At 66.5% G+C, this 25596-nt stretch carries 19 protein-coding genes; 7 read left to right on the forward strand and 12 right to left on the reverse strand.

Annotated features, from left to right (window positions below; translation table 11 throughout):
* Positions 1 to 35: 35 nt before the first annotated feature.
* On the reverse strand, positions 36 to 2288 hold the full coding sequence (locus JAO74_RS16100) for a TonB-dependent siderophore receptor (RefSeq protein WP_199040472.1): 2253 nt from the start codon (positions 2286 to 2288) through the stop codon (positions 36 to 38).
* A 237-nt stretch (positions 2289 to 2525) separates the two neighbouring features.
* Here JAO74_RS16100 and JAO74_RS16105 point away from each other — a divergent pair, with 237 nt between their 5' ends.
* Positions 2526 to 2954 carry a response regulator gene (locus tag JAO74_RS16105; RefSeq protein WP_199040475.1) on the forward strand — a complete coding sequence of 143 codons (429 nt, stop codon included), beginning with the start codon at positions 2526 to 2528 and terminating at the stop codon, positions 2952 to 2954.
* Between the two features lie 39 nt (positions 2955 to 2993).
* Positions 2994 to 3776, forward strand: coding sequence for a hypothetical protein (locus tag JAO74_RS16110; RefSeq protein ID WP_199040478.1), 783 nt, complete (start codon positions 2994 to 2996; stop codon positions 3774 to 3776).
* Positions 3777 to 3799: 23 nt separating this feature from the next.
* Here the strand turns inward: JAO74_RS16110 and JAO74_RS16115 are convergent, their stop codons facing one another.
* The 3 genes from JAO74_RS16115 to JAO74_RS16125 all read right to left on the reverse strand — a co-directional run bounded on the left by JAO74_RS16115 (position 3800) and on the right by JAO74_RS16125 (position 5411).
* The gene (locus tag JAO74_RS16115) at positions 3800 to 4387 is read right to left on the reverse strand and encodes a GDSL-type esterase/lipase family protein (protein WP_199040481.1); all 588 of its coding nucleotides are present in this window, start codon (positions 4385 to 4387) and stop codon (positions 3800 to 3802) included.
* A gap of 75 nt (positions 4388 to 4462) precedes the next feature.
* Complete coding sequence (locus JAO74_RS16120) at positions 4463 to 4834, reverse strand: hypothetical protein (protein WP_199040484.1); 372 nt, start codon at positions 4832 to 4834, stop codon at positions 4463 to 4465.
* 172 nt (positions 4835 to 5006) lie between these two features.
* Positions 5007 to 5411 carry a DUF3597 domain-containing protein gene (locus tag JAO74_RS16125; protein ID WP_199040487.1) on the reverse strand — a complete coding sequence of 135 codons (405 nt, stop codon included), beginning with the start codon at positions 5409 to 5411 and terminating at the stop codon, positions 5007 to 5009.
* Positions 5412 to 5567: 156 nt separating this feature from the next.
* On the opposite strand from JAO74_RS16125, the gene JAO74_RS16130 reads away from it, so the two are divergent.
* Positions 5568 to 6143: a DUF4142 domain-containing protein gene (locus JAO74_RS16130; RefSeq protein WP_199040490.1), complete on the forward strand. Its 576-nt coding sequence runs from the start codon at positions 5568 to 5570 to the stop codon at positions 6141 to 6143.
* Positions 6144 to 6203: 60 nt separating this feature from the next.
* Here JAO74_RS16130 and JAO74_RS16135 read toward each other — a convergent pair whose 3' ends face one another.
* Both JAO74_RS16135 and JAO74_RS16140 read right to left on the reverse strand, forming a co-directional pair.
* Entirely contained in the window at positions 6204 to 6593 is a 390-nt protein-coding gene (locus JAO74_RS16135; protein WP_199040493.1) for a type II toxin-antitoxin system VapC family toxin, read from the reverse strand.
* Positions 6586 to 6834: an AbrB/MazE/SpoVT family DNA-binding domain-containing protein gene (locus JAO74_RS16140; RefSeq protein WP_199040496.1), complete on the reverse strand. Its 249-nt coding sequence runs from the start codon at positions 6832 to 6834 to the stop codon at positions 6586 to 6588. The genes JAO74_RS16135 and JAO74_RS16140 overlap by 8 nt, the downstream gene beginning before the upstream one ends.
* Positions 6835 to 7318: 484 nt before the next feature.
* Between JAO74_RS16140 and JAO74_RS16145 the strand changes: the two genes are divergently transcribed.
* Both JAO74_RS16145 and JAO74_RS16150 read left to right on the forward strand, forming a co-directional pair.
* Positions 7319 to 16054 carry an autotransporter-associated beta strand repeat-containing protein gene (locus JAO74_RS16145; RefSeq protein WP_199040498.1) on the forward strand — a complete coding sequence of 2912 codons (8736 nt, stop codon included), beginning with the start codon at positions 7319 to 7321 and terminating at the stop codon, positions 16052 to 16054.
* 126 nt (positions 16055 to 16180) lie between these two features.
* Positions 16181 to 16858: a recombinase family protein gene (locus JAO74_RS16150; RefSeq protein ID WP_199040500.1), complete on the forward strand. Its 678-nt coding sequence runs from the start codon at positions 16181 to 16183 to the stop codon at positions 16856 to 16858.
* A 29-nt stretch (positions 16859 to 16887) separates the two neighbouring features.
* Here JAO74_RS16150 and JAO74_RS16155 read toward each other — a convergent pair whose 3' ends face one another.
* Positions 16888 to 19041 (reverse strand): TonB-dependent siderophore receptor, encoded by a 2154-nt coding sequence (locus tag JAO74_RS16155; RefSeq protein WP_199040502.1) that lies wholly within the window; start codon positions 19039 to 19041, stop codon positions 16888 to 16890.
* 85 nt (positions 19042 to 19126) lie between these two features.
* Positions 19127 to 19792: an HAD family hydrolase gene (locus tag JAO74_RS16160; protein WP_199040504.1), complete on the reverse strand. Its 666-nt coding sequence runs from the start codon at positions 19790 to 19792 to the stop codon at positions 19127 to 19129.
* Between the two features lie 217 nt (positions 19793 to 20009).
* On the opposite strand from JAO74_RS16160, the gene JAO74_RS16165 reads away from it, so the two are divergent.
* Positions 20010 to 22574, forward strand: coding sequence for a GAF domain-containing protein (locus tag JAO74_RS16165; RefSeq protein ID WP_199040506.1), 2565 nt, complete (start codon positions 20010 to 20012; stop codon positions 22572 to 22574).
* 214 nt (positions 22575 to 22788) lie between these two features.
* Here JAO74_RS16165 and JAO74_RS16170 read toward each other — a convergent pair whose 3' ends face one another.
* Positions 22789 to 23580 carry a glutathione S-transferase family protein gene (locus JAO74_RS16170; protein ID WP_199040508.1) on the reverse strand — a complete coding sequence of 264 codons (792 nt, stop codon included), beginning with the start codon at positions 23578 to 23580 and terminating at the stop codon, positions 22789 to 22791.
* Entirely contained in the window at positions 23577 to 24041 is a 465-nt protein-coding gene (locus JAO74_RS16175; RefSeq protein ID WP_199040511.1) for a MarR family winged helix-turn-helix transcriptional regulator, read from the reverse strand. The genes JAO74_RS16170 and JAO74_RS16175 overlap by 4 nt, the downstream gene beginning before the upstream one ends.
* 104 nt (positions 24042 to 24145) lie before the next feature.
* On the opposite strand from JAO74_RS16175, the gene JAO74_RS16180 reads away from it, so the two are divergent.
* On the forward strand, positions 24146 to 24571 hold the full coding sequence (locus tag JAO74_RS16180) for an organic hydroperoxide resistance protein (RefSeq protein ID WP_199040514.1): 426 nt from the start codon (positions 24146 to 24148) through the stop codon (positions 24569 to 24571).
* A gap of 7 nt (positions 24572 to 24578) precedes the next feature.
* Here the strand turns inward: JAO74_RS16180 and JAO74_RS16185 are convergent, their stop codons facing one another.
* Positions 24579 to 24854 (reverse strand): ribbon-helix-helix domain-containing protein, encoded by a 276-nt coding sequence (locus tag JAO74_RS16185; RefSeq protein WP_199040517.1) that lies wholly within the window; start codon positions 24852 to 24854, stop codon positions 24579 to 24581.
* Complete coding sequence (parA, locus tag JAO74_RS16190) at positions 24851 to 25501, reverse strand: ParA family partition ATPase (protein WP_199040520.1); 651 nt, start codon at positions 25499 to 25501, stop codon at positions 24851 to 24853. The genes JAO74_RS16185 and parA overlap by 4 nt, the downstream gene beginning before the upstream one ends.
* Positions 25502 to 25596 lie beyond the last annotated feature (95 nt).

A 25596-nucleotide genomic window follows, 5' to 3' on the forward strand; every position in this document is an offset into this window, starting at 1 on the left:
CCCGCCCTGTCCGCTCCCATTGCCCGGCTCGCCTTCTAGAAGGCCACGCGGATGTTGCCCATCACCCGCCGCGGTTCGCCATAGAAGCCGCCCGGCCCGCCAAAGGCGAAGCGGACGTTGCGGTAATAGCCCTTGTCCAGCAGGTTGGTGGCGTTGACGCTCAGCGTCACGCGTTCGGTGATCTTGTACCGGCCGAGCAGGTCGACGGTGGCATAGGCGCCCTGTTCGACCGTGCCGGGGATCAGCACCGGCGTGCCGTTGGCGTTGAAACGACCCGACGGCACGTTGCCCCGGTCGAAGATGCGCGACTGCGCGGTGACGCCCCCGCCGATCGTCAACCGGTCACCCGGTAAACGATACGTCGTGTAGACGCGCCCGACATGCAGCGGGAACCACGGCACGGCGCGGACGCCCAGCCGATCCTCGGTCCGGGCATAGGTATAGCTGCCGTTGATCGTCCAGCCGGGCAGCGGATCGCCCGACACTTCCGCCTCGCCGCCCCAGGTCTTGATGCCCGACACCGAGATCGACGGCGTCAAATTGCCCGGCAGCGAGTTGGGAATGCCGTTGGGGTCGGTAAGCGTCAGATTGTCCTGCTTGATGTGGAAACCCGCGACCGACAGGGTGAAGCCTTCGCCGAACGGCGTCGCCTTCACCCCCGCCTCGTAATTCGCGCCCGTCGTCGGGGGCAGGACGTCGTTGTTCACGTTGCGCGCGGACACCGGATTGAAGACCGACGCGTAGCTGGCATAGAGCGACACCGCCTTGGTGAGATCGACCACGACACCGCCATAGGGCGCCCATTTCTTTTCGTGCTGCACGCTGTTCGGACCATCCGGCACCAGCGCACCGGCGGCATTGTAATCGTTCCGATCGACGCGGTAATCGGTGTAGCGCGCACCGACGATGACCTTCAGCCAGTCCGCCGGGTTCAGTCGCACGACGCCGTATCCGCCGATCTGGCGCAGGTCCTGCGAGAACAGCAGCGCATCGGTACGGACGATGGCCGGCCGGGGGATGGCGGGGTTCCACGGATCGATATCGATCGTGGCGGCGGTCGGATAACCGGGAGTAATTGCAGTGGTGAAGCCAGTGCGGCCAGCCGCGAAATCGCGCTCGAAATAGTTCAGGCCACCGACCACCTCATGCTCGCGGCCGAACAGCCTGACCTTGCCCGCGACATAGCCATCGACCGAATCCTCGTTCTGGTCGACCTCGCCGTAAAAGCTGAACGGCGTGCCGATGCCGGTGCCGTCGCGATTGGGATAGCCGTTGGGCGCGTTGAACAACGTGCTGTCATTGTCGCCGCGCCGACCGTTGTAGCTGACCCGCGCCACCCAGTCGCGACCGATATCCTGTTCGACCGACGCGAACACCGTCGTCGTCTCGCGCAGCCACTGGTTGAAATTGGCGGCGGTGCTGAACGATCGCGGGAAGTTCGTCTTCGTGCCGTCGCTATAGAGCAGCGGCACCGATCCCCAGCCGGAACCGCGCGAATCCGTGCGCAGATAATCCGCCCCGATGCGCAGCCGGGTGTGCGGCGTCACGTCCCATTCGATCGTGCCGTACAGCACGGGAATACGATCATGCTGGTAATCTATATACGACGCCCGGTCGGTGTACGCCGCGACGATGCGCGCGCGGACCGATCCGTCCTTCGTCACCGGCCCGCCGACATCGCCCTCGAAGCGATAGGTCGAGAAGCTGCCGCCCTGCATCGTGTAATAGCCGCGGAATTCGGCCGGCGCGCGCTTGCGGATCAGGTTCACCGTCGCCGACGGATCGCCGACCCCCGCGACCAGACCGGCCGCCCCGCGGATCACCTCGACCCGGTCATAGATCGCCATGTCGCCGACCGCGCTGTTTTCGTACCCGCTGACCTGATAGATCGTCGGCACGCCATCCAGCTGGAAATTGCGCACCGCGAAGCCGCGGATGTTGAAATTGGTACGGTTGCTGTCGGTGGTGGAGATCGTGACGCCGGGCGTCTGGGCCAGCACCTCGATCACGCTGGTGAGGTTGAAATCCTCGATCCGCTGGCGATCGACGACGGTCACCGATTGCGGCGTTTCCTTCAGCGTCAGCGGCAGTTTCATCGCCGTGGTCGGCCGTTTGTCCTTTTCGCCGGTGACGACGATGTCCTGATCCTGATCGGGCTCCCCGGCACCGGTGCCGGCGTCCGCTGATGATGATGACGATGGGGACGGCGACGGTATTGCGGCAGGATCGATCGCCGGCGCCCCCGCCAGAACAAGCGCCATCGACAACAGGCTAGAACCAGCCAACACTTCACCACCCCTTTATTTGATAGCTATTCTCATTAGCGAACAAGGGCGGGGGCGTAAACCCTCATGACGGATCGTTCATGGTTTTTATGTCCCGGATGGAACCCACCGGCGGAAACGGGTGCGTTAACCCATATTTACTCCGGAAGATTTTATACCCTCGCATATCTTATCGTCGGCAAAACCGGTGATAGGCCCGGCCGGCACGCATCCCGCCTGCATACGGGCGTGAAATATCCTATGGAAATCAGTGCAATCGCCGGCCTGTCGGTCCTGGTCGTTGAGGACATGTATCTGATCGGCGCCAGTCTGGCCGCGGGGCTGGAACAGGCCGGCGCGCATGTCATCGGCCCGATCGGCACCGTCCGGGAAGCACTGGCCGCGCTCGATCCGCTGCCCGATCTCGCGACGCTGGACATACAACTGGACCGCGAGACGTCGTTCCCGGTCGCCGACGAACTGGTCCGGCTGGGCATCCCCTTCGTCTTCGCGACGGCGACGGGCAGCAGCATTCCGGCCGCGCATCGAGAGCGTATCGTCTGCGCCAAACCCTATACGATCATCGCGATCCTGACGGCGCTGCACCGCGCGCTGGCGGGTGCCGGCATCAGCAATCCGCCCGTAATGGCCGCGACAATCGTCACGCAACGCCTTGTCTTATCGGCCTGAAACGGACATCCGCGAACCGAACAGGCTGGGGGCAGCGCCGTGAACACCAACCGCACCATGGACGTCGCCGCGCTTGCCGCGCTGGTATGGATCGCAGCCGCCACCCTGCATGAAGGGCTGGGGCACGGCGTCGCGTGCCGGCTGATGGGCGGCGACCCGATCGGCTGGAGCACCTTCCACTTCAACTGCGACCATCGATCGGTATCGCTGCCGGGATGGCGGACGATCGCGGGGGCGGGCACCGCCGTGAACGTCGTCCTGATGGTATTCGGCTATCTGTGGTGGCGTCGCGGCATCGACCCGATGGCCCGGCTGGCGGCGTGGACCGTCGTCGCCGTGAACGGCCTGACGACATTCGGCTATCTGGTGTTTTCGGCGGCCTTCGGGATCGGCGACTGGAATACGGCCGGCGTGATCGCCGGCGTGTCGAACACCGGGCTGGCGCGGGCCATGCTGGCGATCATCGGCATCGCCGGCTATGTCGCCGTCATCCGTTTGAGCGGCACGATGCTGTCACGGATGCTGCAAGGCCCGACCGCGACGGCGGACGCGCGGCGGATCACGACGACCATCTGGCTGACGACGGGTATCGTCTCGCTGTTGGCGGGCCTGATGGCGGGGGCCGACTGGCGCTCGACCCTGGGGGCCGCGCTCGGCGTGGCGCTGGGCGGCAATGCGGGGCTGCTGACCATTCCCCGCTTCACGACGTCATCGAACGAGCCGGGGACGTTCGCGCCCCGCAAAAGCGTGGCGTTGCGCGTGGTGGCGGTCCTGTCGGTCGCGGCCTTCGTATCGATCCTCGGTCCGGGCGTGCGCCTCTGACGGCTGGCGGCTTCAGGCCGTTTTCAGCCGGCCGCCCGTATCGCCCCCGTATCGCCCAGCGCCCGCTCGATCGCGGGCATCATCGCATCGGCGACCAGCGTGATGGCGGCTGCGTTGGGATGAAAGCGGTCGGCCAGCACCATCGCCGGATGGCCCAGCACCCCGGCGGGGAAGAACGCACAAGTGTTCGCGCCATGTTCGGTCGCCAGCAACGCATGCACACCCAGATACGCCGCGGCGCGATCGCGCAGGATGGCCGGCGGATCGACGATGGTCAGCAGCACGGGCACGCCGCACCGCCCCAGTTCGATCAGGATCGCCGCCAGATTGGCACGCATCGACGCCGGGGCTACCTGACGCAGCACATCGTTGGCGCCCACCTGCACGATCGCGAGATCGGGGCGACGGGTCAGCCGCGACATCACCGTCGGCAGGCGGCGCAACACGTCCCCCGTCATGTCGCCGGATACGCCGGCATTGATGACGCAGGCGTCCGGCCAGTCGACGCGCAGACGCTGTTCGATCCGGGCGGGCAGGCTGTCGGCCGAGGTCAGGCCGTAACCGGCGATCAGGCTATCGCCGATCGCCAGGATGAGCGGGGAGGAAATCATCGTTCCCGAACAGATAGGAAGAACGATGGCGGCCGGAAAGGATGCCGGTCCATCGCCGATGGACCGGCGATCGACCTATTTCGCGTCCGACGCCTTGCGCCGCGTGCCGGTCGCGGCTTTCGCGCGGCGGGGCTTGGGGGGCGATTTCGGTGCGGACCGGGGCGATGATTTCGGCGCAGGCTTGGCTGGTGCCTTCTTGCGGCCGGTCAGCGCATAGAACAGTCCGCCCACCACACCCGCCGCCACGACAGCGATCGCACCGATATAGGCGGTGCGCGGTTCGACCGACGGCAGCCGGGCGACGATGTCGGTCACGGTGCTGCTGACCGTGCCGTCATCCTTGCCCGACGATGCGTCCGCTGCGGGGGCGGCGGACTTGGCGTGGGGCGGCTCGGCGATCGGGTAGGGGGACTGGTTCCCGGCCGGGACGGTAGGAGAATGGGACATGATGATCTTTCGCGGTTGATCCAGGATAACGTCTGGTTGCCCGGAGGGTTGCTCGGGGATGAACCACTGACGGATCATCCCCCCGCCGTTCGGCCTGAGCGAAGTCGAAGGCCAGTTCTCCGCAAAGTGCTTCGACTTCGCTCAGCACGAACGGGCTGATTAAATCTGATCCTCAGTTGCGCAGCGAATCCGGCACCACGCCGCCATTCTCGGCCAGCTTCGCCATCACCGCCTTGTGCAGCGCGATGTTCTGTTCGGCGCTGCCGTCGGCACCGGCCTGCACGCCCAGCTCGTCACCCAGTTCCTTGCGCGCGGACAGGCTGGAATCCAGATCGAGCAGTTTCAGCAGATCGACGATCGACGTCTGATAATTACCGCCGCCATCCTTCATCGACGCCATTTCCGACAGCACCGCGCCGACATCGACATTCTGTGGTGCCTCGGCCGGGGCGGGCGCGGGGGTCGGGGTGGCTGCCGGAGCCGCCTGCGGGGCGGGAGTTGGCGCGGCGGGGGCCGCAGGGGCGGCCGCCTTGGGGTGGCCGAAGATCTTCCCCATGATATTGCCGAAGATGCTCATCGTGTCCGTCCTTCATGACGCCCGCACCGGGGCGATTGTCGCCAAGAACGACGCGGACCGCGCAGAAGGTCCGTGCCGAATAGGGCATACCGGAACGTAACCCCGCCGATGCGCGCTTGTGACCCGATGCGCCCACGCGCAGCCAGGAGACACAGCATGAACATCCGCCACACGATCATTGCGTCCACCGTCCTGCTGGCACTGGCCGCCTGCGGCAGCGGCAAGCAGTCGAGCGATGCCAATGCCAACGCGGCCGGCTTCGACGCCGCCAACGTCTCGGCCCCGGCGACCGCCGCGCCCGCGGTCAGCGCCGCGCAGACCTTCGCCAACACCGCGGCCGCCAGCGACGCGTTCGAGATCGCGACCTCGCAACTGGCGCTGACCAACGGATCGGCCGCATCGGTGAAATCCTATGCCCGCAAGATGATCGACGCGCACACCGCCTCGACCGCCAAGCTGAAGACCGCCGCAGCCGGCGCGACGCCGGCGGTGACACCGGACCCGACGCTCACCCCCGACCAGCAGCAGAAGGTCGATCAGTTGAAGGCGCTGAACGGCAAGGCGTTCGACGAGGCGTACATCACCGAACAGACCGCCGGCCACCAGCAGACGCTGGACGCGCTGAAGGCCTATGCCGCGACCGGCGACACCCCGACGCTGAAGGCCTTCGCGGCCGGTCTGGTTCCCACCGTCACCGCGCATCTGAACATGGCGAAGGGGTTGAAGGCGTAAGGGAAGGCGTTCCCTCCCTCTCCCGGCGGGAGAGGGAGGCCCACGATGATATCCGGTCGGTCAGCTGCGAATATCGGTCGCCGTGATCGCGACGTCCGTCTTCGTCAAGGCGGCATCCGTCGTATAGATTTCCGCATCCAGCTCGATCGCCAGCGCCAGACAGGCGCGATCCCCCAGCGACAGGCCGAGCGGCCGGGTGGCGGGACGCAGATCGCCGATCAGCATCGCCTGCGCCGGCGACAAGGGGCGGACATCGAGATGCAGCCCCCCCAACGCTTCCCGCACCTCGTCCAACGAAAGACCGCGCTCGCGGAGTTTCGACACGACCTCGGCCAGATTCACCGCGCCGATCATGGAGCGGGTCAGAACCTCCGCAACCCGATCCGCACCGGGTTCGTCATTGAGCAGGCAGAGCAATGCCGACGCATCGAGTACGATCCTGTTACTCATGCTCCGCCTCGGCACGACGGTCATCGATCAGCTCATCGGCCAGATTGACGCCTTCGGGAATATGACGGCGCAGGATGGCACGCGCGCGTTCCAGCGCCTTGGACACCGATCGCACCCGTAGCTCACCGTTGTCGATATCGACCAGAACGGTATCGCCTGCCCCAATTCCCAGTTCACGACGCATCAGAGCAGGGATTACTAGCTTGCCCCCCTCGACGATCTTGACCCGCTGCGCTTCCATTCCAGAAAACTCCATGCTCTGACCTGTTTGAGAAAAAGGTATCATTTTCTCATTTGGGTGTCACCCCGGCATCAGGTACATTCATATTCTAATTACCGGCTCATAAAGGTCGGTTAGCTTGGCCAGGCTACACAGCATCGCCCTTGCCAGTTATTGGCCATCACCGGTAATGATAGCCACCAGAGGTGTACCCCAAGGAGCCATCGTATTAGTCATAATCGCGTACTTACTTGGTCAATCAAGGATCTAAGCGAATATAAAACCTCCATGCCCTTCATATGCCAACTCAGATCAAGTAGTACTTTACGCGAATTTAAGAACATCGATTTACCTCGACCCCTGCCGTGGGGGCGGGGTTCATCAAGAACCGCATTCTGGTAAAACGACGTCTCGGACGCAGCTTGCTTTTTGCAAATTGCGTCCGCGGCGATGCTTCGCCTGCCAACAAACCTCCATCGGTGTGAATCTTTGGGGTTTGATGAATATGAATAATCGCGTGAAGCTGCTGGCGTCCACGGCACTGATCATCGGTCTGCAGATGGGAAGCTCGCCGGTTCGGGCGCAGACCGCGACGCAGGTTGTTGACGGTGCGGGCGGCAAGGGCTTCATCGTGTCGGGGGGCGTGTCCAGCGCAGCCAATCCAACGGTGATCGGCCAGACCGCGACCGTCGGCCATGCCGACAGCGCGACGGTTTACACCAATTTCAACACTGAGGGTGCGGCCGGATCGGGCGGCGGAGCCGGCTTTGGCGGCGTGTTCTTCATTGATCGCGGCGCCACGCTGACCCTGTCGAACGTCAGCTTTTCCAGCAACACGACAAAGGGCGGCGAAGGAGGCGGTGCGCCAGTTGTCTCGGTTGCCCCACAGGCATTCTCTCTGGCGAGCGCCACAGCAGATGGATCGTCGGTCCAGCTGTTCCTGCCAGGTCTGACCGCCACCTACACCGGCGGCAAGGTCAGCGTCACCGGCCTGACGCTGAAGCAGAGCAACCCTCTGCTGGGGGTTGGCAGCGGCTTGGGCGTAACCGGGTCGGCGCTGGGCGCAACAATCTCAACAATTGGCACGGATAACGACGGCAACCAGCAGATCACGTTCGATCAGGCCTATGAATTGCCGACATCGGCAATCATCGAGGGTACATATCAGAACACCCCCGGTGCTGCGGGCTTCTACGTCAGCGGCTCGTTCGAGGCATCGAAAATCCTTCCGGGCGCGGTCGTCTATGGCAGCGGCATCCCCGCCGGCACGACGGTGAAGACCGTCACCTACAACAACGATCAGACGATCAAGAGCTTCACGCTGTCCGACAACAGCATCACCAGCGGCAACGTCGCCGTGGTGTCGGCCGCGACGTTCGACGTCACCCGCTATTCAGCAAAGCTGCCCGGTTCCGGCTCGACCTTGTCGGACACGATCACGCCCACCGGGCCGATGGCAGGGTTCGAGGTGGGCATGACCGTGACCGGCACCGGCGTGCCCGCCGGCACCATCGTGACCGCGATCGACGCCGATACCGGCGCGATTACGCTATCGAACCAGATCGACCTCAGCACGGTGACGTCGATCAAGGCGGCATCGAACCCGGTCCTGTCCAACGTCGGCCAGGCCGTGGTCAAGCTGCGCTCGACATCGGGCATGGTGGTCGGCCAGGCGATCAGCGGCCAGGGCATTCCCGCCGGCACCACGATCACCGCGATCAACGGCGACACGATCACGCTCAGCACCACGATCGGCGCGGCGGGTCTCAGCGCGGTTCAGGCCGGCAAGATGATGGTGACGCTCAGCCCGGTCGCCAGCATCAACACCGCCGCCCGCACGGTTACGCTGGTGGCGATAGACGGCCTGCGTGTCGGTCAGGTGCTGACCGGCGATGCCGGCATCCCGGACAATGCGGTCATCACCGGTATCAACACCGCGACGAAGACGATCAGCTATGTCATCGATCCGGCCGTCGCCAACCTGAACAAGGGCGGTGCGATGAACGGCATCGTCACCACTGCCGCGTCCGGCGCGAACGGTGGCAACGGCAGTGCCGCCAGCAGCTTCAATGCGATCCTGGTCGATGGCGAAGGCTCTAAGGGGACCAACGGCTATAATGCCCGTAACGGTGCCGGTGGCACCGGCGGTAACGGTGGCGTGGGCGGCAGCGGCAGCAACGGCATTCCGTTCAACACATCGATTACGCTGGACGTGCTCAACAGCGGTCTGGGTATGGGAGAGGCGATCGGCGAGGTCGCGGGAGCGCTCGCGAATTTTCCACCGGGCGTAGCGCTGGCCGCGGCCCTGGGCGTCAAGGTTGGCCTGGCGGCGACCAATCTGGCGCTGTCGATCGCCAACCTGACGACCTGGAATATCGATCTGGCGCGCGGCAAGGTCGCGTTCGGTGGCGATGGCGGCTCTGGTGGTAACGGTGGCAATGGCGATACTTTCTTCGGGGGGGGTGCCGGCGGTGCGGGCGGTGCGGGCGGATCAGGCGCCTTGCGCATCACCGACGGCGGTGAAGGCGGCTATGGTGGTGACGGTGGCGCGGGTGGTTTCGGCGCTGGCGGCGGATCGGGTGGTCGGGGCGGTGCCGGTGGCTCGGGTGGGCAAAGCCTGACCGGCCTTGATGGAACTGGCGGCATCGCCGGTTTCGGTGGTGGCGCGGGTTCGTCGGCGGACGTCGGCGGTGGTGGCGGCTCCGGCTATGGCGGTGCGCTGTTCGTGCGCAACGGCGGTACGCTGTTCGTCACCGGCAACGCCCTGTTCGACGGCAATGCCGCCCTGGCCGGTTCCAGCAACAATGGCGGCGCGGCGGGTGGTTCCGCGGGTTCCGACCTGTTCATGATGAAAGGGTCGACCGTCTATCTGACGCCGGGTGCGAGCAAGACGATCACCTTCAACGGCACCATCGCCGACGACAGCGCCGCCAGCATCGGCAGCACGTCGATCGCTTCGGGTGCCGGCGCGGATATCCACATCGGCGGCGGCGGGCTTGTCCAATTCAACAGTGCGAACACCTATACCGGCACCACCTATCTGCATGGCGGCACACTGCAGGCGGACGACGGCACCGGCATCAACGCCAACAGCCATATCCTGTTCGCCGGCGCCAGCACGATCGGCAGCGGATCGGGCCTGACCACCACGGATGCCGGCACGCTCATGACATCGGGTACGATGACACGCCGCGTCGGCACGATGCCCAACCAGGTATCGTGGACCGACACGACCGGCACGGCTGGCGGCAGCGGCGGTTTCGCCGCGACGGCCGATGGCCTGACGCTGAACTTCGGTTCGCTGAACGGCGGTCGCGGCCAGACGCTGACGTGGAACGCGGGCGGCTTCGTCCGCACCACCGACACCCTCGTCTTCGGGTCCGATGCCGTGGAGGCGACGGGCTCGGTGACGATGCTCAACAACATCAACCTGAACGGACTGGTGGGCAAGGTCGCGGTCTATGACAATGCCGGTGGCGACGGCGACCGGGCAGTGATGTCGGGTGCGATCACCAACGGCCAGTTGCTGGTCAACGATGCCCGTTATGCCGGTTCGCTCTACCTGACCGGACAGAACGGGCTGACCGGTATCACCGTGCAGAACGGGCTGGTGTCGACGAAGCTGGGCGATACCGCCGGACGCCTGATGAATGCCTCCAGCGGCGGTTATGTCGCCGTCAACGACGGCACCCTGATGCTGAGCGGCGCCGAAAAGCTGACGACGACCAATGTCGCGCGTGGCGGCACACTGACGGCAGCAGGGGCGATCCAGGCGACCACCGTCACCAATGCCGGCACGATCGCCTTTGGATCGACAGCGAACACCGGCGACATCGTCAACACCGGCAACCTCGTGCTGGGCGGGACGGCCGTGGCGGGCAACGTCGCCAACGCGAACGACGTCGCGCACGGCCGGACCGGCACGGTGCTGATGAACGCCGATATGACCGCCGCGTCACTCGTCAATGACGGCGCATGGTCGATGAACGGCAACCTGACCACGACCGGCCCGACAATCAACAACGCGCTCATCGCGGTGCAGGGCAACCGCACGCTGCACACCACCGGATTGTCCGGCAGTATCGACGGCGTCCTCGCGCTGGGCGGCGCATCGACGCCCGCCACGCTGACGATCGACCAGTCCGGCAACAGCACCTATCAGGGTGTCGTGACCGGCGCGGGTTCGATCGCCAAGACCGGCGCGGGCACGCTGACCCTGACCGGAGCGAGCGATTTCACCGGCGGCCTTGCGATCAATGCCGGCACGCTCGACACGACGGGTGGCGGCAAGCTGGCCGACACGCTGCACGTCGCGGTCGCGGCGGGGGCGGGTTACGTCGTGGGTACAGCCGACATGGTCCGCTCGATCACCAATGCGGGCACGCTGACCGGCAATGCCGATCTCGCCGTCGCCACCCTGACCAACAGCGGCACGACCCAGTTGAATGCCCGTCTCGGCGCGAGCGGCACCGTGACCAATACCGGATCGTTGGTGGGCATGGCCGATGTTGGCGTCGACTCGCTCGTCAACAACGGCACAGCGACCCTGGCCGCCCGGCTGGGCGCGACCGGCGCGGTGAGCAATACCGGTTCGCTGACCGTGGCCGGCGACACCGGCGTCGGTTCGCTCGCCAACAGTGGCACCGCCGGTTTCGGCCATGGCCTGCTGGCGAGCGGCGCGGTGACCAACAGCAACCAGCTGGCGGTTGGTGGTGATGTCGGGTCCGGATCGTTCGCCAACACCGGCACCACGACCCTGGCCGGACGGCTTGCCACCGGCGAGGCGACCAACGGCGGTATGCTGACCATCGGTGGCGATGCCGACGTCGCGTCGCTATCCAACGGCGGCACCGCGCAGATCGGCGGTGCGTTCGCATCGACCGGCAATGTCGGCAACGACGGCACGCTCTCGTTCGCCGGCACCAGCCGCACGAACGGCAGCTTCGCCAATACCGGCATCGTCGATGCCGCGGGCCTGACCATCGTCGATGGCCAAGTGACCAACGCCCGCAACGCATCCGTGACGCTGCGTGCGCAGGCGGCCTTCGGCAGCCTGACCAATGCGGGCATGGTGATGGCCGATGGCGCGCTCGTCATCGGGGGCGCCTATGTCCAGAATGCCGGCACGCTGACCGCCAACGACGATGTGACGACGGGTTCGCTCTCGGGCCTGGGTGGCGACATCGTCCTGACCGGCGCGCACCGGATGATCGTCGACCAGACCGTGGACGGCACCTATGCCGGCACCATCGCCGGCAACGGCATCGTCACCAAGACGGGCACCGCCACGCTGACGCTGGCGGGTGCGGTCGACAGCATCGCGCCGACGGCGCTGGGGATCGCACAGGGACAGGTGACGGCGGCCAATGCCGGCATCCTGAACACCGCGCTGACCGTTGCGGTCGGCACCGCCGGCACGCTGGTGGTGCAAGGAGACCAGTCGATCGCCACGCTGGCGAACGACGGCACGACGACGCTGGCGGCCGACCTGACTACCAGCGGCACGACCACCAACAACGGCCTGTTCGCCGTACAGGGCACGCGTACGCTCCACACCGACGGTTTCCAGGGCAGTGCGACCGGCATCGTGACGCTGGCCGATGCGGCGCTGACGATCGACCAGTCGGGTGCCAGCACCTATAACGGCATCGTCACCGGCACCGGCGCGCTGGCCAAGACCGGCGCGGGTACGTTGACGCTGACCGGGGCGAGCGACTTCACCGGTGGCCTTGCGGTCAATGCCGGCACGCTCGACACGACGGGCGGCGGGACGCTGGCCGACACGCTCGACGTCACGGTCGCACAGGGTGCGGGTTACGTCGTGGGCACGACCGATGTGGTCCGCTCGATCGCCAATGCCGGGACGCTGACCGCCAATGCCGATCTGGGCGTCACCACGCTCGTCAACGACGGCACGGCACAGCTGAATGCGCGGTTCGTCGCGACCGGCGCCGTCGCCAACACCGGCTCGCTGACGGCGGTGGGTGAGGCCGGCGTCGCATCGATGGTCAACGACGGCACGGCGCGGTTCGCCGACCGGCTGGTGGCGACCGGCGCGGTGGCCAACAACGGCGTGCTGACGGTCGCCGGCGATACCGGCGTCGGCTCGCTCGCCAATCGCGGCAATGCCGGCTTCGGCCAGCGGCTCGTCTCGACCGGTGCCATCACCAACAGCGACCGCCTGACGGTCGGCGAAAACGTCGATGCCGCCTCGCTCGCCAATACCGGCGCGGCGCAGATCGGCGGAGCCTTCACGGCACCCGATAACGTGACCAATGGCGGCACGCTGACGATCGGTGGCGACACCACCCTTGCCTCGCTCGCCAGCACCGGCACGACGCAGGTCGGTGGGGCCTTCACGGCGACCGGCAACGTCAGCAACGACGGGGCGTTGTCCGTCGCGGGGAATGCCGGCGTCGGCTCGCTCGCCAATCGCGGCAATGCCGGTTTCGGCCAGCGGCTCGTCTCGACCGGTGCCATCACCAACAGCGATCGCCTGACGGTCGGCGGAAACGTCGATGCCGCCTCGCTCGCAAATACCGGCACGGCGCGGATCGGCGGAGCCTTCGCGGCGCCGGGCAACGTGACCAATGGCGGCACGCTGGTGATCGGTGGCAATGCCACCATCGCCTCACTCGCCAGCACCGGCACGGCACAGATCGGCGGGAGCCTCGCGGCAGCCGGCAATGTGAGCAACGACGGGACGCTGTCCGTCGCCGGCGACAGCCGCGTGGGCGGCACGTTCGCCAACACCGGCCGGGTCGATGCGCTGGGCCGGATGGTCGTCGGCGGGGCAGTGGGCAATGCCCGCAACGCCGTGCTGACGCTGGGCGCCCAGACGGCGTTCGGCAGCCTGTCGAATGCGGGTACGTTGACGACGGCGTCCTCGCTCGTCGTGGCGGGCGCGGTGGCCAATGCCGCAGGTGGCACGATGTCGCTGGCCGCAGGGTCCGGGCATGCGTTCGCCAGCCTGACCAACGCCGGCACGATGACGGTCGATGGTGGTCTGGCGATCACCGGCAGCTATGTGCAGAATGCCGGGACGCTGACCGCCAATGCCAATATATCGACGGGGTCGCTGTCGGGCGCCGGCGGCCGGATCGTGCTGAACGGCACGAACCAGCTGACCGTCAACCAGACGATCGACGGCACCTATGCCGGCACGATCGCCGGCACCGGCATCGTCGTGAAGACGGGGGCCGCCACGCTGACGCTGGACGGCGCGGTCGACAGCTTCGCACCCTCGGCGCTGGCCATCGCACAGGGTCAGGTGACCGTCACCAAGGCGGGTATCCTCGACAATGCGCTGCAGGTGGCGATCGCCGGTCCCGGCACGCTGGCGCTCCAGGCCGACCAGACGATCCGCGATCTGACCGGCACCGGCGTACTCAACATCGGCAGCAGCAACCTGACGCTGGCGACCGGCGGCAACTTCACCGGCAAGGTGAACGGCAACGGCCGCATCCTGCTCGCTTCGGGATCGCTGAACCTCGATACCGCCACCACCACCAGCGGTACGTTCACGGTGCAGGCGGACAGCACGCTGAATGTCGGCGCCACCAGCGCGATCACCGCCCAGACGCTGAACGTCACGCGCGGCAAGATCAACCTGTCGGGCAATGCCACCGCCACGACGACGAACCTGACCGATGGCGGCATCCTGCACCTGGGCAACGGGCTGGCGCCCGGTGCGGCGGGTGCGACGATGGGCACGCTGACCAGCGTCACAACCATCATCAACGGTGGCAGCTCGGCGACCGGCAACGGCTCGATCACCGGCACCACGCTGGTGGGCGGCGCGTCGATGGGTACGGTCGCGCCCGGCAACTCGCCGGGTGTCATGACCTTCGGTGACCTGACCTATGGCAACCGCGCCATCGCGGCGATGCAGATCGACGGCGCGCGTGGCGCTGGCGTGACGGGTGGCCACGATCTGGTCGTCGTCACCGGCAAGCTGACGCTGACCGGATCGTCGACGCTGGCGATCGACAAGTCGCTACCGGCATCGACCTACGAGATCCCGCTGGGCACCGGCATCCGCATCTTCCAGTTCGCGCCCGGCAACGTGACCGGATCGTTCGGGTCGGTGACGAAGACGAATTTCGCGCAGAACATCGTCTTCAACGTCTCCAACGGCACCGTGTTGGGACTGGGCAGCTACACCCCGCAAAGCTTCACCGCGGCGGTGACGAGCACGCAGAACCAGGCATCGGCGCTGCGGTCGATGTTCGTGACCGACAATGGCGGCGTCACGCAATATCATGGCGGCAACCTGCTCCCCACGCTGACCGCCGCGCTGGCGAGCGGACCGGACAGCGTGAAGGCGGTGTTCGCGCGCTGGTCGCCCGATGCCTATGCCGGCATCGTCGACGAGATGAAGGTGTCCGTGCTGGATAACCTGCCGGCGGTGGGCGATTATGCCACGCTGTCGCCGGGCCGCACCTCGGCCACCGGGGCGCTGCATCGCGACGGGATCAAGGGCCGCGAGGTCGATGGCTATGCGCGCAACCGCTTCCGCGGCACGGCGTATAATCTGGGCTTCACCCATGATCTCGACTTCGCCCGGATCAACCTGTCCTATGGCCGGTCCGACGGCGGCTTCCGTGGCGACAACATCGATGCGGATGTCGACGGCAACCAGTACGGCCTGGCGGTGTCCGCGCCGCTCACCGCGGATCAGGCGCTGCGCGTCACCGGCCGCGTCGTCCATGGCGACTACACCTCGCGTGGTAGCCGCAACGTGCTGGGCGGTACTGCCCGGTTCCGGGCGGTCGACAGCGCCATCACCGCCCTTGGCGGGGGGGTCGGCTATTACACGCAAAGCGGGCGGACATCGTTTGGTGGTACGGCCGAGTTCCTGGGGCTGCACCAGACGGTCAATCGCTTCACCGAAACGGGCACTGCCGGACTCGATCTGTTCGCGCTGCGCCGCGTCAGCCGCGATACCGGCATCGGCAAGGTTGACGTCAAGCTGGGCCATGCCTTCACGCCCGGCATCACCGGTTTCGTGAAGGGCGACTATGTGCATGAATTCGGTAACGGCTTCACCGCGATCGATGCCGATGGCGTGACCGATCCGATCAGCCTGCGCATGACCAATGCCGGCCTCGGCCGCAACCGCGTCAACGGCGGGGTGGGAATGCAGATCGACCTGACGTCGCGCTTGCAGATGAACCTCGATGCGACGGCCGGCACCTACCAGACCTATCGTCTGGGCGGCAGCATCCGCCTGACGTTCTGAGGCAGGCGTGACGATGCGGTCCGCCCGGTATGACCGGGCGGACCGCCATTGCCGGTCGATCGGTTGTCATGATCGGATGCGTACTCGTAGAAGTCGCGTGCAGATATGATCCGAAAGAGCCGGTAAATGACGAGCGACAATCATATGATCCGCGCCGCGCGCGTCTATCTCCGCGTCAGTACCGAGGAACAGGACCTCGCGCGGCAGGAGGCGATCGTCGCCGGCGCACGGGCGGCGGGATATTATGTGGCGGCGGTGTACCGCGAGAAGGCATCGGGCGCGCGGCCCGACCGGCCGGAGCTGTTGCGGATGGTCGCCGACCTGCAACCCGGCGAGGTGGTGGTGGCCGAGAAGATCGACCGGATCAGCCGCCTGCCACTGCCCGAGGCCGAGCTGCTGGTCGCCGCGATCCGCGCAAAGGGTGCGCGGCTGGCGGTGCCGGGGATCGTCGACCTGTCCGATCTGGTCGCCGACAGCGCCGGCGTCGCGCGCATCGTGCTGGAGGCGGTGCAGGACATGCTGCTCCGCCTGGCGCTCCAGACCGCACGCGACGATTACGAGACGCGCCGCGAACGCCAGCGCGAGGGGATCGCGATCGCTCGCGCGGCAGGGCGCTATACTGGGCGGAAAGCCGACATCGCCCAGCATCGCCGCATCGTCTCGCTACGCGAGGCCGGCATGAGCATAGCCCGCACCGCCGAACTCGCCGCATGCAGCATCGCGCAGGTCAAACGGGTGACGGCGCTGCACCGGGCGAAGGCTGGCATCGCCCCGACCCATCCCGTTCGTCCCGGGCAGGACTGAACCATTCGGGGGCTAACCGATAGACGCCCTCAATACCGGAAGCTCACCGTCCCCAGCACCGTACGCGGCGCGCCGTAGAAGCCCTGGTCGTAATTCAGCGCCCCCAGATACTTGCTGTTCGTCACGTTGCGCAGGTTCGCGCTCACCGCGAGGTTGTCCGTCAGCGCATAGCGCGCGAACAGGTCGAGCAGCGCATAGCCCCCTTGCGTGATCCGCACCTGCTGCTGGGTGGTGGACGACACGACGCCCACCGGCTCCAGATAGATGCGGCTCTGATACTGGAACGACGCGCCGATCTTCGCCCGGTCGAACACGGGCGGCGCATAGCTGATGTTCAGGCGCGCGGTGTTGCGCGGTACGAAGGTGCGCACCGCCCGGTCGTCGTCGCCGCGCACGCGCATGATCGTGTAGCCGCCCGTCGCCTGCAGGCCCGGCGCCAATTGGCCGCTGAATTCCAGCTCCACACCCTGCGATGTCGCATCGACGCCGCGATAGATCGTCCGCAATAGGACCGGGTCGTAACCGGCGCTTTCCGCGGTGTTCTTCTGGCGCGCCTGGAACAACGCGGCGCTGGCGTTCAGGCGCCCGCCGAACCATTCGCCCTTCACCCCCGCTTCCAGATTGTCGCCCTTGATCGGTGCCAGCAGGCGGTTGCTCGCATCGAACTGCGTCTGCGGATTGAAGATCGTCGCGAAGCTCGCATAGGCGCTGATGTTGCCGGTCAGATCGAACGTCGCACCGACGAACGGCAGGAAGCGCTTGCGGTCGTAATCGGTCGCGGCCCCGTACGACACGCCCTCGCTGAACGCGCGGGTGTAGTTGCCGCCCAGCATCACCTTCAGCGGATCGGCGAGGTTGAGCCGGACGAGACCGTAAACGGTCTCCCGGCGCAGGTGCGAATCCTGACTGAACGCCGGGCTGATGTCGAAGGTCGTAGGAAAATTCGGCCGCGGGAACGATCCATCGAATGCGGTCGCCAGCGGCAACGACACGCCGATCGTCGAATTGTCATAACTGGATTGCTGACCATAGGCCTGCGCGCTGCGGTTCACGCCCAGCATCACGTCATGTTCCCGACCGAACAGCGACAGCTTGCCCCCGACATTCGCGTCGATCGTCAGATTGCGCGTCTGCGCCCGGAACGCGCCCGGATAGCTGGCGATACCCAGCCCCGTCGCACGATCGGGATTGCCATAGACGTAGAAGATCTCGTCATTCTCATCGACCGCGCGCCGGATCGCGCTGACCTTCGCGACCCAGCCGCCCCCCAGCTGGTGGGTGATATCGCCGAATATCTGCCGGTCGATCACGTTCCAGCTCGACCAGTCCGGGCCGGTGTTGGTCGATCGCGGCAGGTCGATACGCGTGCCGTCGGTATAATAGAGCGGCAGCGCCCCCCACATCGCGCCGTTCGACATGTGCTCCTGATGGCCATAACCGGCGCTGACCACCGTGTCCGGCCCCAGATCGGCCTCGACGATGCCGTATCCGGTCCAGCGGCGCAGGTGATAGCGATCGAGATAGCTGTCGGTGTCGAGCAGCGCACCGACCGCCCGCGCGCGGATGCTGCCGTCCTTCGTCAATGGCACGCTGACATCGCCGTCGAGGCGCAGGTTGTCGAACGAGCCATATTGCGCGCTGCCCGACGCCTGGAATTCGCGGGTTGGCCGCTTGCGCACGAAGTTGACGACGGCGGACGGATTGCCGGTCGACGACAACAGGCCCGGCGCACCGCGCACGACCTCAATATGGTCATAGGTCGCGGTGTCGATCGATCCGGTCTGCACCTCGAACGCGAAGGGCAGGCCGATACCGTCGATCTGGAACGTCTGGATGTCGAAGCCGCGCGCCGAATAATAGAAGCGGTCGCTCTCCTGCGCCTGCACGGTGACGCCCGGCACCGTCGCCAGCAGCGCGTTGGCGTCGTTCAGCTGGAAATTGGTGATCTGCGCGCGCGTGACCACGCTGACCGATTGCGGCGTCTCGCGCTGGCTGAGCCGCATCCGCGTCGCGGTGGTCTGCGCCTTCACACCGTAATCGTCGCTGCCCTCGGTCCGCGCGGTGACGACGATCTCGTCGCCGCGCTGCGGATCGGCGACGGCCTCCCGATCGGCAACCGGACCGTCGGCGACCGGAGCAACCGGCGCCGTTGCCGCGGCGATCAGCGCCAGAACCATCGACATGAAACACTCCCCGATACGTAACGGGGCGTGCCATAAAACCATGCGCGGCTAATGCAAGTGATTATCACTAACCGCGATGGGACACCTATCGTCCGAGCGGCGACGCATCGTAATCGCCGAGCAGCGCCGCGACATCGTCGTACAACGCAATGGCACCGGCCCCCAACAGGGCCGCGTCGGGAAACCTGCCCGATCGCAGACTGATCGCCGCGATCCCGCACTTCTTCGCCGCCTCGATGTCATAGGGCGTGTCGCCCACCACCACGACCTCGCCGGCGGTGAGCGGCGCCACCTTCTCCAGCGCGATCGCGAAGATGTCGGGCGCGGGCTTGGTGCTCTTGACATCGTCGGCACTGGTGGTCGCATCGACCAGATCGTGCGCGTCGAGCAGGTCCAGATAATGGTCGAAATCCTCGCGCGAGGCGGAGGAGGCGAGAACGACCGTCTGCCCGCCCTCGACCGCCCGCGCCAGCAGCGCGTGCGCATCCGGAAACGGCCTGATCGCGTCGCGGAACCCCGTACGGAATGCCGCGCCCTGCGCCTTGCCCAGCTTCTCCTGCGTCTCCTCGTCGCTGTCGGGCATCAGCGTCGGCACCAGCATGTCGGCGCCCTTGCCGATCTGGTCGTGGATCACCTGCCGGTCGAACGTCGCGCCGACGCCCGCGAACGCCGCCTCCCACGCCGCCACGTGACTGTCGTTGCTGTCGACCAGCGTGCCGTCGATATCGAAGAAGATTGCGCGGAAGGCCATGATGATATCGCCGACAGGAAGAGGAGGGATCGTCTCCGCGGACAGAAGGCGGGGGCGTCGATGATGATGAAACGCGCCGATTACCGGTCCGGCCCCGCTTTAATACTGGAACGCGAAGGATATTTGGCCGATCGGTCGTTTGGACAGGTGAAAGCACCACCGGCGGGGCACATGACGGATGAGTGACGGCAACGGGAGCAGTGACAGGAACGGGGGCATGGCATCCAATGATCGCGCCCGGATCGACGCGATCGCCCGCTATGGCATTCTCGATACTGCACCGGAGGCAGCGTTCGACGACGTCGCGGCCATGGCGGCCGACATCCTCGACGCGCCGATGGCGATGGTCAATTTCGTCGCCGGCGACCGGCAATGGTTCAAGGCCGCGGTGGGAGTGGGCTGGAACGATCTACCCCTCGACATGTCGATCTGTCGACAAATCATGCTGAAACCGGGCGTCGTGGTCGTTCCCGATCTGACGCTGGACAACCGGTTCGACGGCAATCCCCTGATCCACGCAGCGACAGGCCTGCGTTTTTATGCCGGTGCCGTACTGGAGACGCCGGACGGCGTACCGGTCGGCGCGGTCTGCGTGCTCGACACGGTTCCGCGACCGGACGGCATCAGCGTGCGGCAGGAACGCACGCTGAAGATGCTGGCCGCCTATACCATGACGCAGCTGGAACTGCGGCGCACCACCGCGCTGGCCGAAGCGGAAGCAGCGCGGGCGGAGAAGCGCGGACAGCGACTGGCCCTGCTGACGAAGGGCGCCGCCAGCCTGCTGGAAGCGGACGATGCCGCGACGATGATCCACGACGTCTATGCGTTGCTGGAGGAGCCGTTCGGGCTCGATGCCTCGTTCTTCTACACCTGCAGCGACCAGGATCTGCGCCTCGTCGCGTCGGCCGGACTGACGCCCGGGCAACAGCGGCAGGCCCACCGCCTGGAATTCGGCAAGACGATCTGCGGCATCGTCGCCGAAACGCGGACGCCGGCGCATCTGGCCGACATCCAGCTATCCGACGATCCGGAGGCTGCGTTCCTGCGAACGCTAGGCCTCGACGCCTATCTCGGCGCGCCATTGATCCATGACGACCGCCTGCTCGGCACGCTGTCGTTCGGGCGGCGGGGACAGGCGTTCTCGGAGGGCGAGCTGGGCGTCCTGCGCACCCTGATCGCGCAGATCGCCACCGCGATCGGCCGCCTGCGCGCCGATGATCGCCTTCGCGAAAGCGAGGCGCGGTTCCGCAACATGGCCGACCATGCACCGGTGATGATGTGGGTGACCGGTCCGACCGGTTTCTGCACCTATCTGAACGCGCATTGGTATGATTTCACCGGGCAGGAACCTGGCACCGGTGAGGGGTATGGCTGGCTCGACGCCGTCCATCCCGACGATCGGCCCGCGGCCGGCCAGGCCTTCGCCACCGCCAATGCGGCGCAGCGCCAGTACCGCGTCGATTTCCGCCTGCGCCGCGCGGACGGCGTCTATCGCTGGACGATCGATACCGCCGCCCCGCGCTTCGACGATGACGGCGCCTATCTGGGCTATGTCGGATCGGTCATCGACATCGAGGAGCGCAAGGTCGCCGAGACCGAACTGGAAGCCCGCGTCGCGGCCGCGCTCGCCGAACAGGCGCGGATCGAGGAAACGCTGCGCCAGGCCCAGAAAATGGAGGCGGTCGGCCAGTTGACCGGCGGGATCGCGCATGATTTCAACAATATGCTGGCCGTCATCATCGGCTCGCTCGACCTGTTGAACCGGCGGGTCGACAATCAGGATGCGCGCATCAGGCGCTATGTCGATGCCGCGCTGGACGGGGCGCGGCGGGCGGCCAACCTGACGCAGCGGCTGCTCGCCTTCACCCGCAACCAGCCGCTCAATCCCGAACCGGTCGATGTCGACGCACTGGTCACCGGCATGACCGACCTGATCCGCGGTGCGCTGGGCGCGGATATCGTGATGGAGACGGTGCTGGCCGATGGCCGCTGGCACGTGCTGGCCGATGCCAGCCAGCTCGAGAACGTCGTCCTCAATCTGGCGATGAACGCGCGCGATGCGATGCCGGAGGGCGGGCGGCTGACGATCGTGACACGCGATGTCGTGCTGGATGACGATCAGGTCGCTGCGTTTCCCGGCCTGACCCCCGGCGACTATGTCGCGATCACCGTCGGCGACACCGGCACGGGCATGACCGCCGAGGTGATCGCCAGAGCGTTCGACCCGTTCTTCACCACCAAGGAAGTGGGCAAGGGCACCGGCCTCGGCCTCAGCCAGGTGTACGGGTTCGCACGCCAGTCCGGTGGCCATGTCGCGATCGATTCCGCCCCCGGCCGGGGCACCCGCGTCACGATCTCCCTGCCGCGCCAGACCGCCACCGATCCCGCCCGGTCGCAAGGCGACACGACGGCCGGGCCGGCACCGGGCAACCGGGGCGAGGTGGTGCTGGTGGTCGAGGACGAACCGGCGGTCCGCCAGTTCAGCGCCGATGCGTTGACCGAACTGGGATACCGCGTCCTGTCGGCCGATGGCGCCGCGACCGCGCTGCGCCTGCTGGAAACGCATCCCGACATCGCGCTGATGTTCACCGACATCGTCATGCCGGAAGTGAACGGCGTGAAGCTGGCGCAGGAAGCGTCATGGCGCTGGCCGGGCCTGAAGATCCTCTTCACCACCGGCTATGCCCGCGACGCCATCCAGCAGGACGGCATCGCCCTGATCGGCAAACCCTTCACCATCGAGGAACTCGCCACCAGGGTCCGCCAGACGCTGGACGGCTGAACCTCCCTCTCCCACCGGGAGAGGGAAAAGACGGCGCAGCCGGCGAAGGGTGAGGGCGGCGGGTATGTCCTACACGAGGGGGATCGATTATCCCCGTAATCCGCTCTTTCTCACCGTCTGCCAGCCCCCCGCCACACTACTCCGCGCGCGTACACGCGCGTACGTGGGTGTGACTTTCGGGACTTTCCGCCCGCTCCGACGGGGCCGCGACTGCCTATTCCCCCGGCCAGGAAAACCGGATGTTATCCGCCGCCAGCCCGTCGGTGACGACCTCGATCCCGCCCGACCGGATCATCCATTCCAGCCGATGATCGCGATATTCCCGGCGCCGCCCGCCGGTGGTGTAGAGCGTGGCCGCCTCCGCCATCCGTGCGGCCGCGGCATCGAACTCGCGGAACGTCCCGGCCACCGACGGCCGCAGCCGCACCCGCCGGTGCCACAGGTCGAGCGGCGATCCCGGCGCCGGTCCCAGCCCGTAATGGACGGACCGGTTGACCATCGGCGCCACGGCCACGTCCGCCCAGCCGAACGCCTGCCCGCCGAACCACTCCGCCCCGCCCAGCCGGCCCGCCAGCCATGCCTGCAACGTGGCGGTATCCCGCGCCGCGACCGCGTTCAGCCGATCCGCCAGCGCGCCGGTCGCCCGGCCGAACCACAGGATCTCGCCAACCCCCCAGTTCACCGCCTCATATTGGGTATCGCAGATCTCCTCGATCTGCCGCGCCCGTGCCCGGGCGAGCGGCCCGGCCGGCATCAGTGCCGGCTGCGGCCAGCGATCCTCCAGATATTCCAGGATGATCGTCGAATCGAACAGCGCCGCGCCATCGACCACCAGCGCCGGCACCTCGCCGCGTGGATTGGCGGCGACGAACGCCGTATCGCGGCGCCCGGTGCCGAAATCGTCGGGCAGCACCGCCTCGAACGCGAGCCCCTTTTCCCGGAGCGCGATCTTCACCTTCTGCGCATAGGACGACAGCGGGTGATCGTAGAGCAGCACCGGGTTCACGCCGCGGCCAGCCCGCGGCGCAGCGCCGACACCTCCGCATTCAGCGCCGCCAGCCGTTCCGGCGTCATCCCCGACCGCGCCACGATCAGCGGGGCGAGGCACCCGGTCTCCGCCCAGCGCGCCTTGCCCGTCTCGGTCAGGCGGACATGCACCTGCCGCTCGTCTGCGGGGTTGCGGACACGGGTAACGAGGCCCGCCGCCTCCAGCCGCTTGGCCAGCGGCGTGATCGTGCTCGGCTCCAGCGCCAGCCGCTCGGCGATCGCCCCGATCGACCGCCCGGTCCCCTCTTCATCCCCCGCCTCGTTCAGCGTCTGCAGGACCAGGAACTGCGGATAGGTGATGCCCAGCCGGTCGAGCACCGGCTTGTACGCCCGATTGATCGCGATCGTCGCGGCATAGAGCGAAAAGCAGAGCTGCTCGTCGAGGGGCAGGGGACCAGAAAGGGGGATGGCGTCTTCCATACCTCACCATTAGCACAATAATGATTATCGCGGCAAATTAGTGATGGACAGAGCTTTTCATCACACCCATATGATTATCACGATAATCAATACGGAGATAAGCAATGTCGGTCGACGTGAAGTACACCACCACCGCCACGGCCACCGGTGGTCGCGACGGCCACGCCCGGTCGGACGACGGCACGCTCGACGTGAAGCTGTCGACCCCAAAGGAACTAGGCGGCGCCGGCGGTGACGGCAGCAACCCCGAACAGCTGTTCGCCGCAGGCTATTCCGCCTGCTTCATCGGCGCCCTGAAAGTCGCCGGCCAGCAACTGAAGGTGAAGCTGCCCGCCGACATGACGGTCACCGCCAAGGTCGGCATCGGCCCCCGCGCAGCCGGCGGTTTCGGTATCACCACCGATCTGACCATCGCCCTCCCCGGCCTGGACCGCGACCAGGCGCAGCATCTGGTGGATACGGCGCATGAGATTTGCCCGTATTCGAATGCGACGCGGGGCAATGTGGAGGTGGGGCTGGTGGTCGTCTAAATGGAGTTTACTCTCCAATCGGACTTTCACCGTGCTTCCTCAGCACATCATTGAACGCTTCGGCCATCAAGTCCTGCAGGCTTCGCCCCTGACGCCTCGCCAGCATGTGCATGGCGAAGGACATGTCGGGGGTGAAGAAGCCGGCGATCTGTTTGCGGCCTTGTCGGCTGGCGGGCCCCTTGCCTTCCGGTTCGCGGGGGCTCTCGACCGGCGTGGCTGACGCAGGCGCCGTTGCCGGCACCGCGCGATCGCGCAGGTTGGCGAAGCTGGGTTTGCGGCTCATGCGGTCTTTCCCTTGCGCTTGATCGGTTCGCCGACCTGTCGACATGTCCACTCGTATAGCTGTCTGATCTCGTCGGCCGCCTTGCCGGTGGGTTCCAGTTCCATGACGGTGCGTCCCTCCGCCGATGCGTGGCGATAGGCGGCGCGGTCGGGGATCAGTATCGGACAGGGCGGCGTGCCATAGCTTTCCACGAGTTCCCCCGCTTCGGCATAGATACGCGGGGCGTTGGGGCTGCCGGCGGTGAAGACGACGAAGGCGGGTTTGCGGAGCAGTTGGACCAGCTTGGCGGTGGTCTGGATCGCCGACAGGTCGAAGGCGCTGGGGCGGCACGGGATCAGGACGAGATCGGCGATCTCGACCGCGGCACGGGCGGCGCTGTCGGCATGGGGGGGCGTGTCGATGACGATGAAGTCGGCCCCCTGCCCGCTGGCCTGCGCTGCCTTGGCAGCCAGGCGCGGCGGTGGGCTGTCGATTACTTCGGGTGGCGCGTCCTGTCGCCAGGATGCCCATTGGCTGGCCGTCGCCTGCGGATCGGTGTCGATGATGAGCGCGACGCGGCCGGCGTCCTGCGCTGCGGCGGCGAGGTGGAGCGCCAGGGTGGTCTTTCCCGCCCCGCCCTTCTGACTGATGATCGCGATGGTCGGCATGTCTGGTCCTGTACATGTCTACACGGCGACATGTCATCAGCGAAGATCATGTCTCCCATGCACAAGAGATGTTCGGCCCGCTCAACGGGCGGAAT

The sequence above is a fragment of the Sphingomonas mollis genome, assembly GCF_016427505.1.
In the GTDB taxonomy this organism is placed as follows: domain Bacteria; phylum Pseudomonadota; class Alphaproteobacteria; order Sphingomonadales; family Sphingomonadaceae; genus Sphingomonas; species Sphingomonas mollis.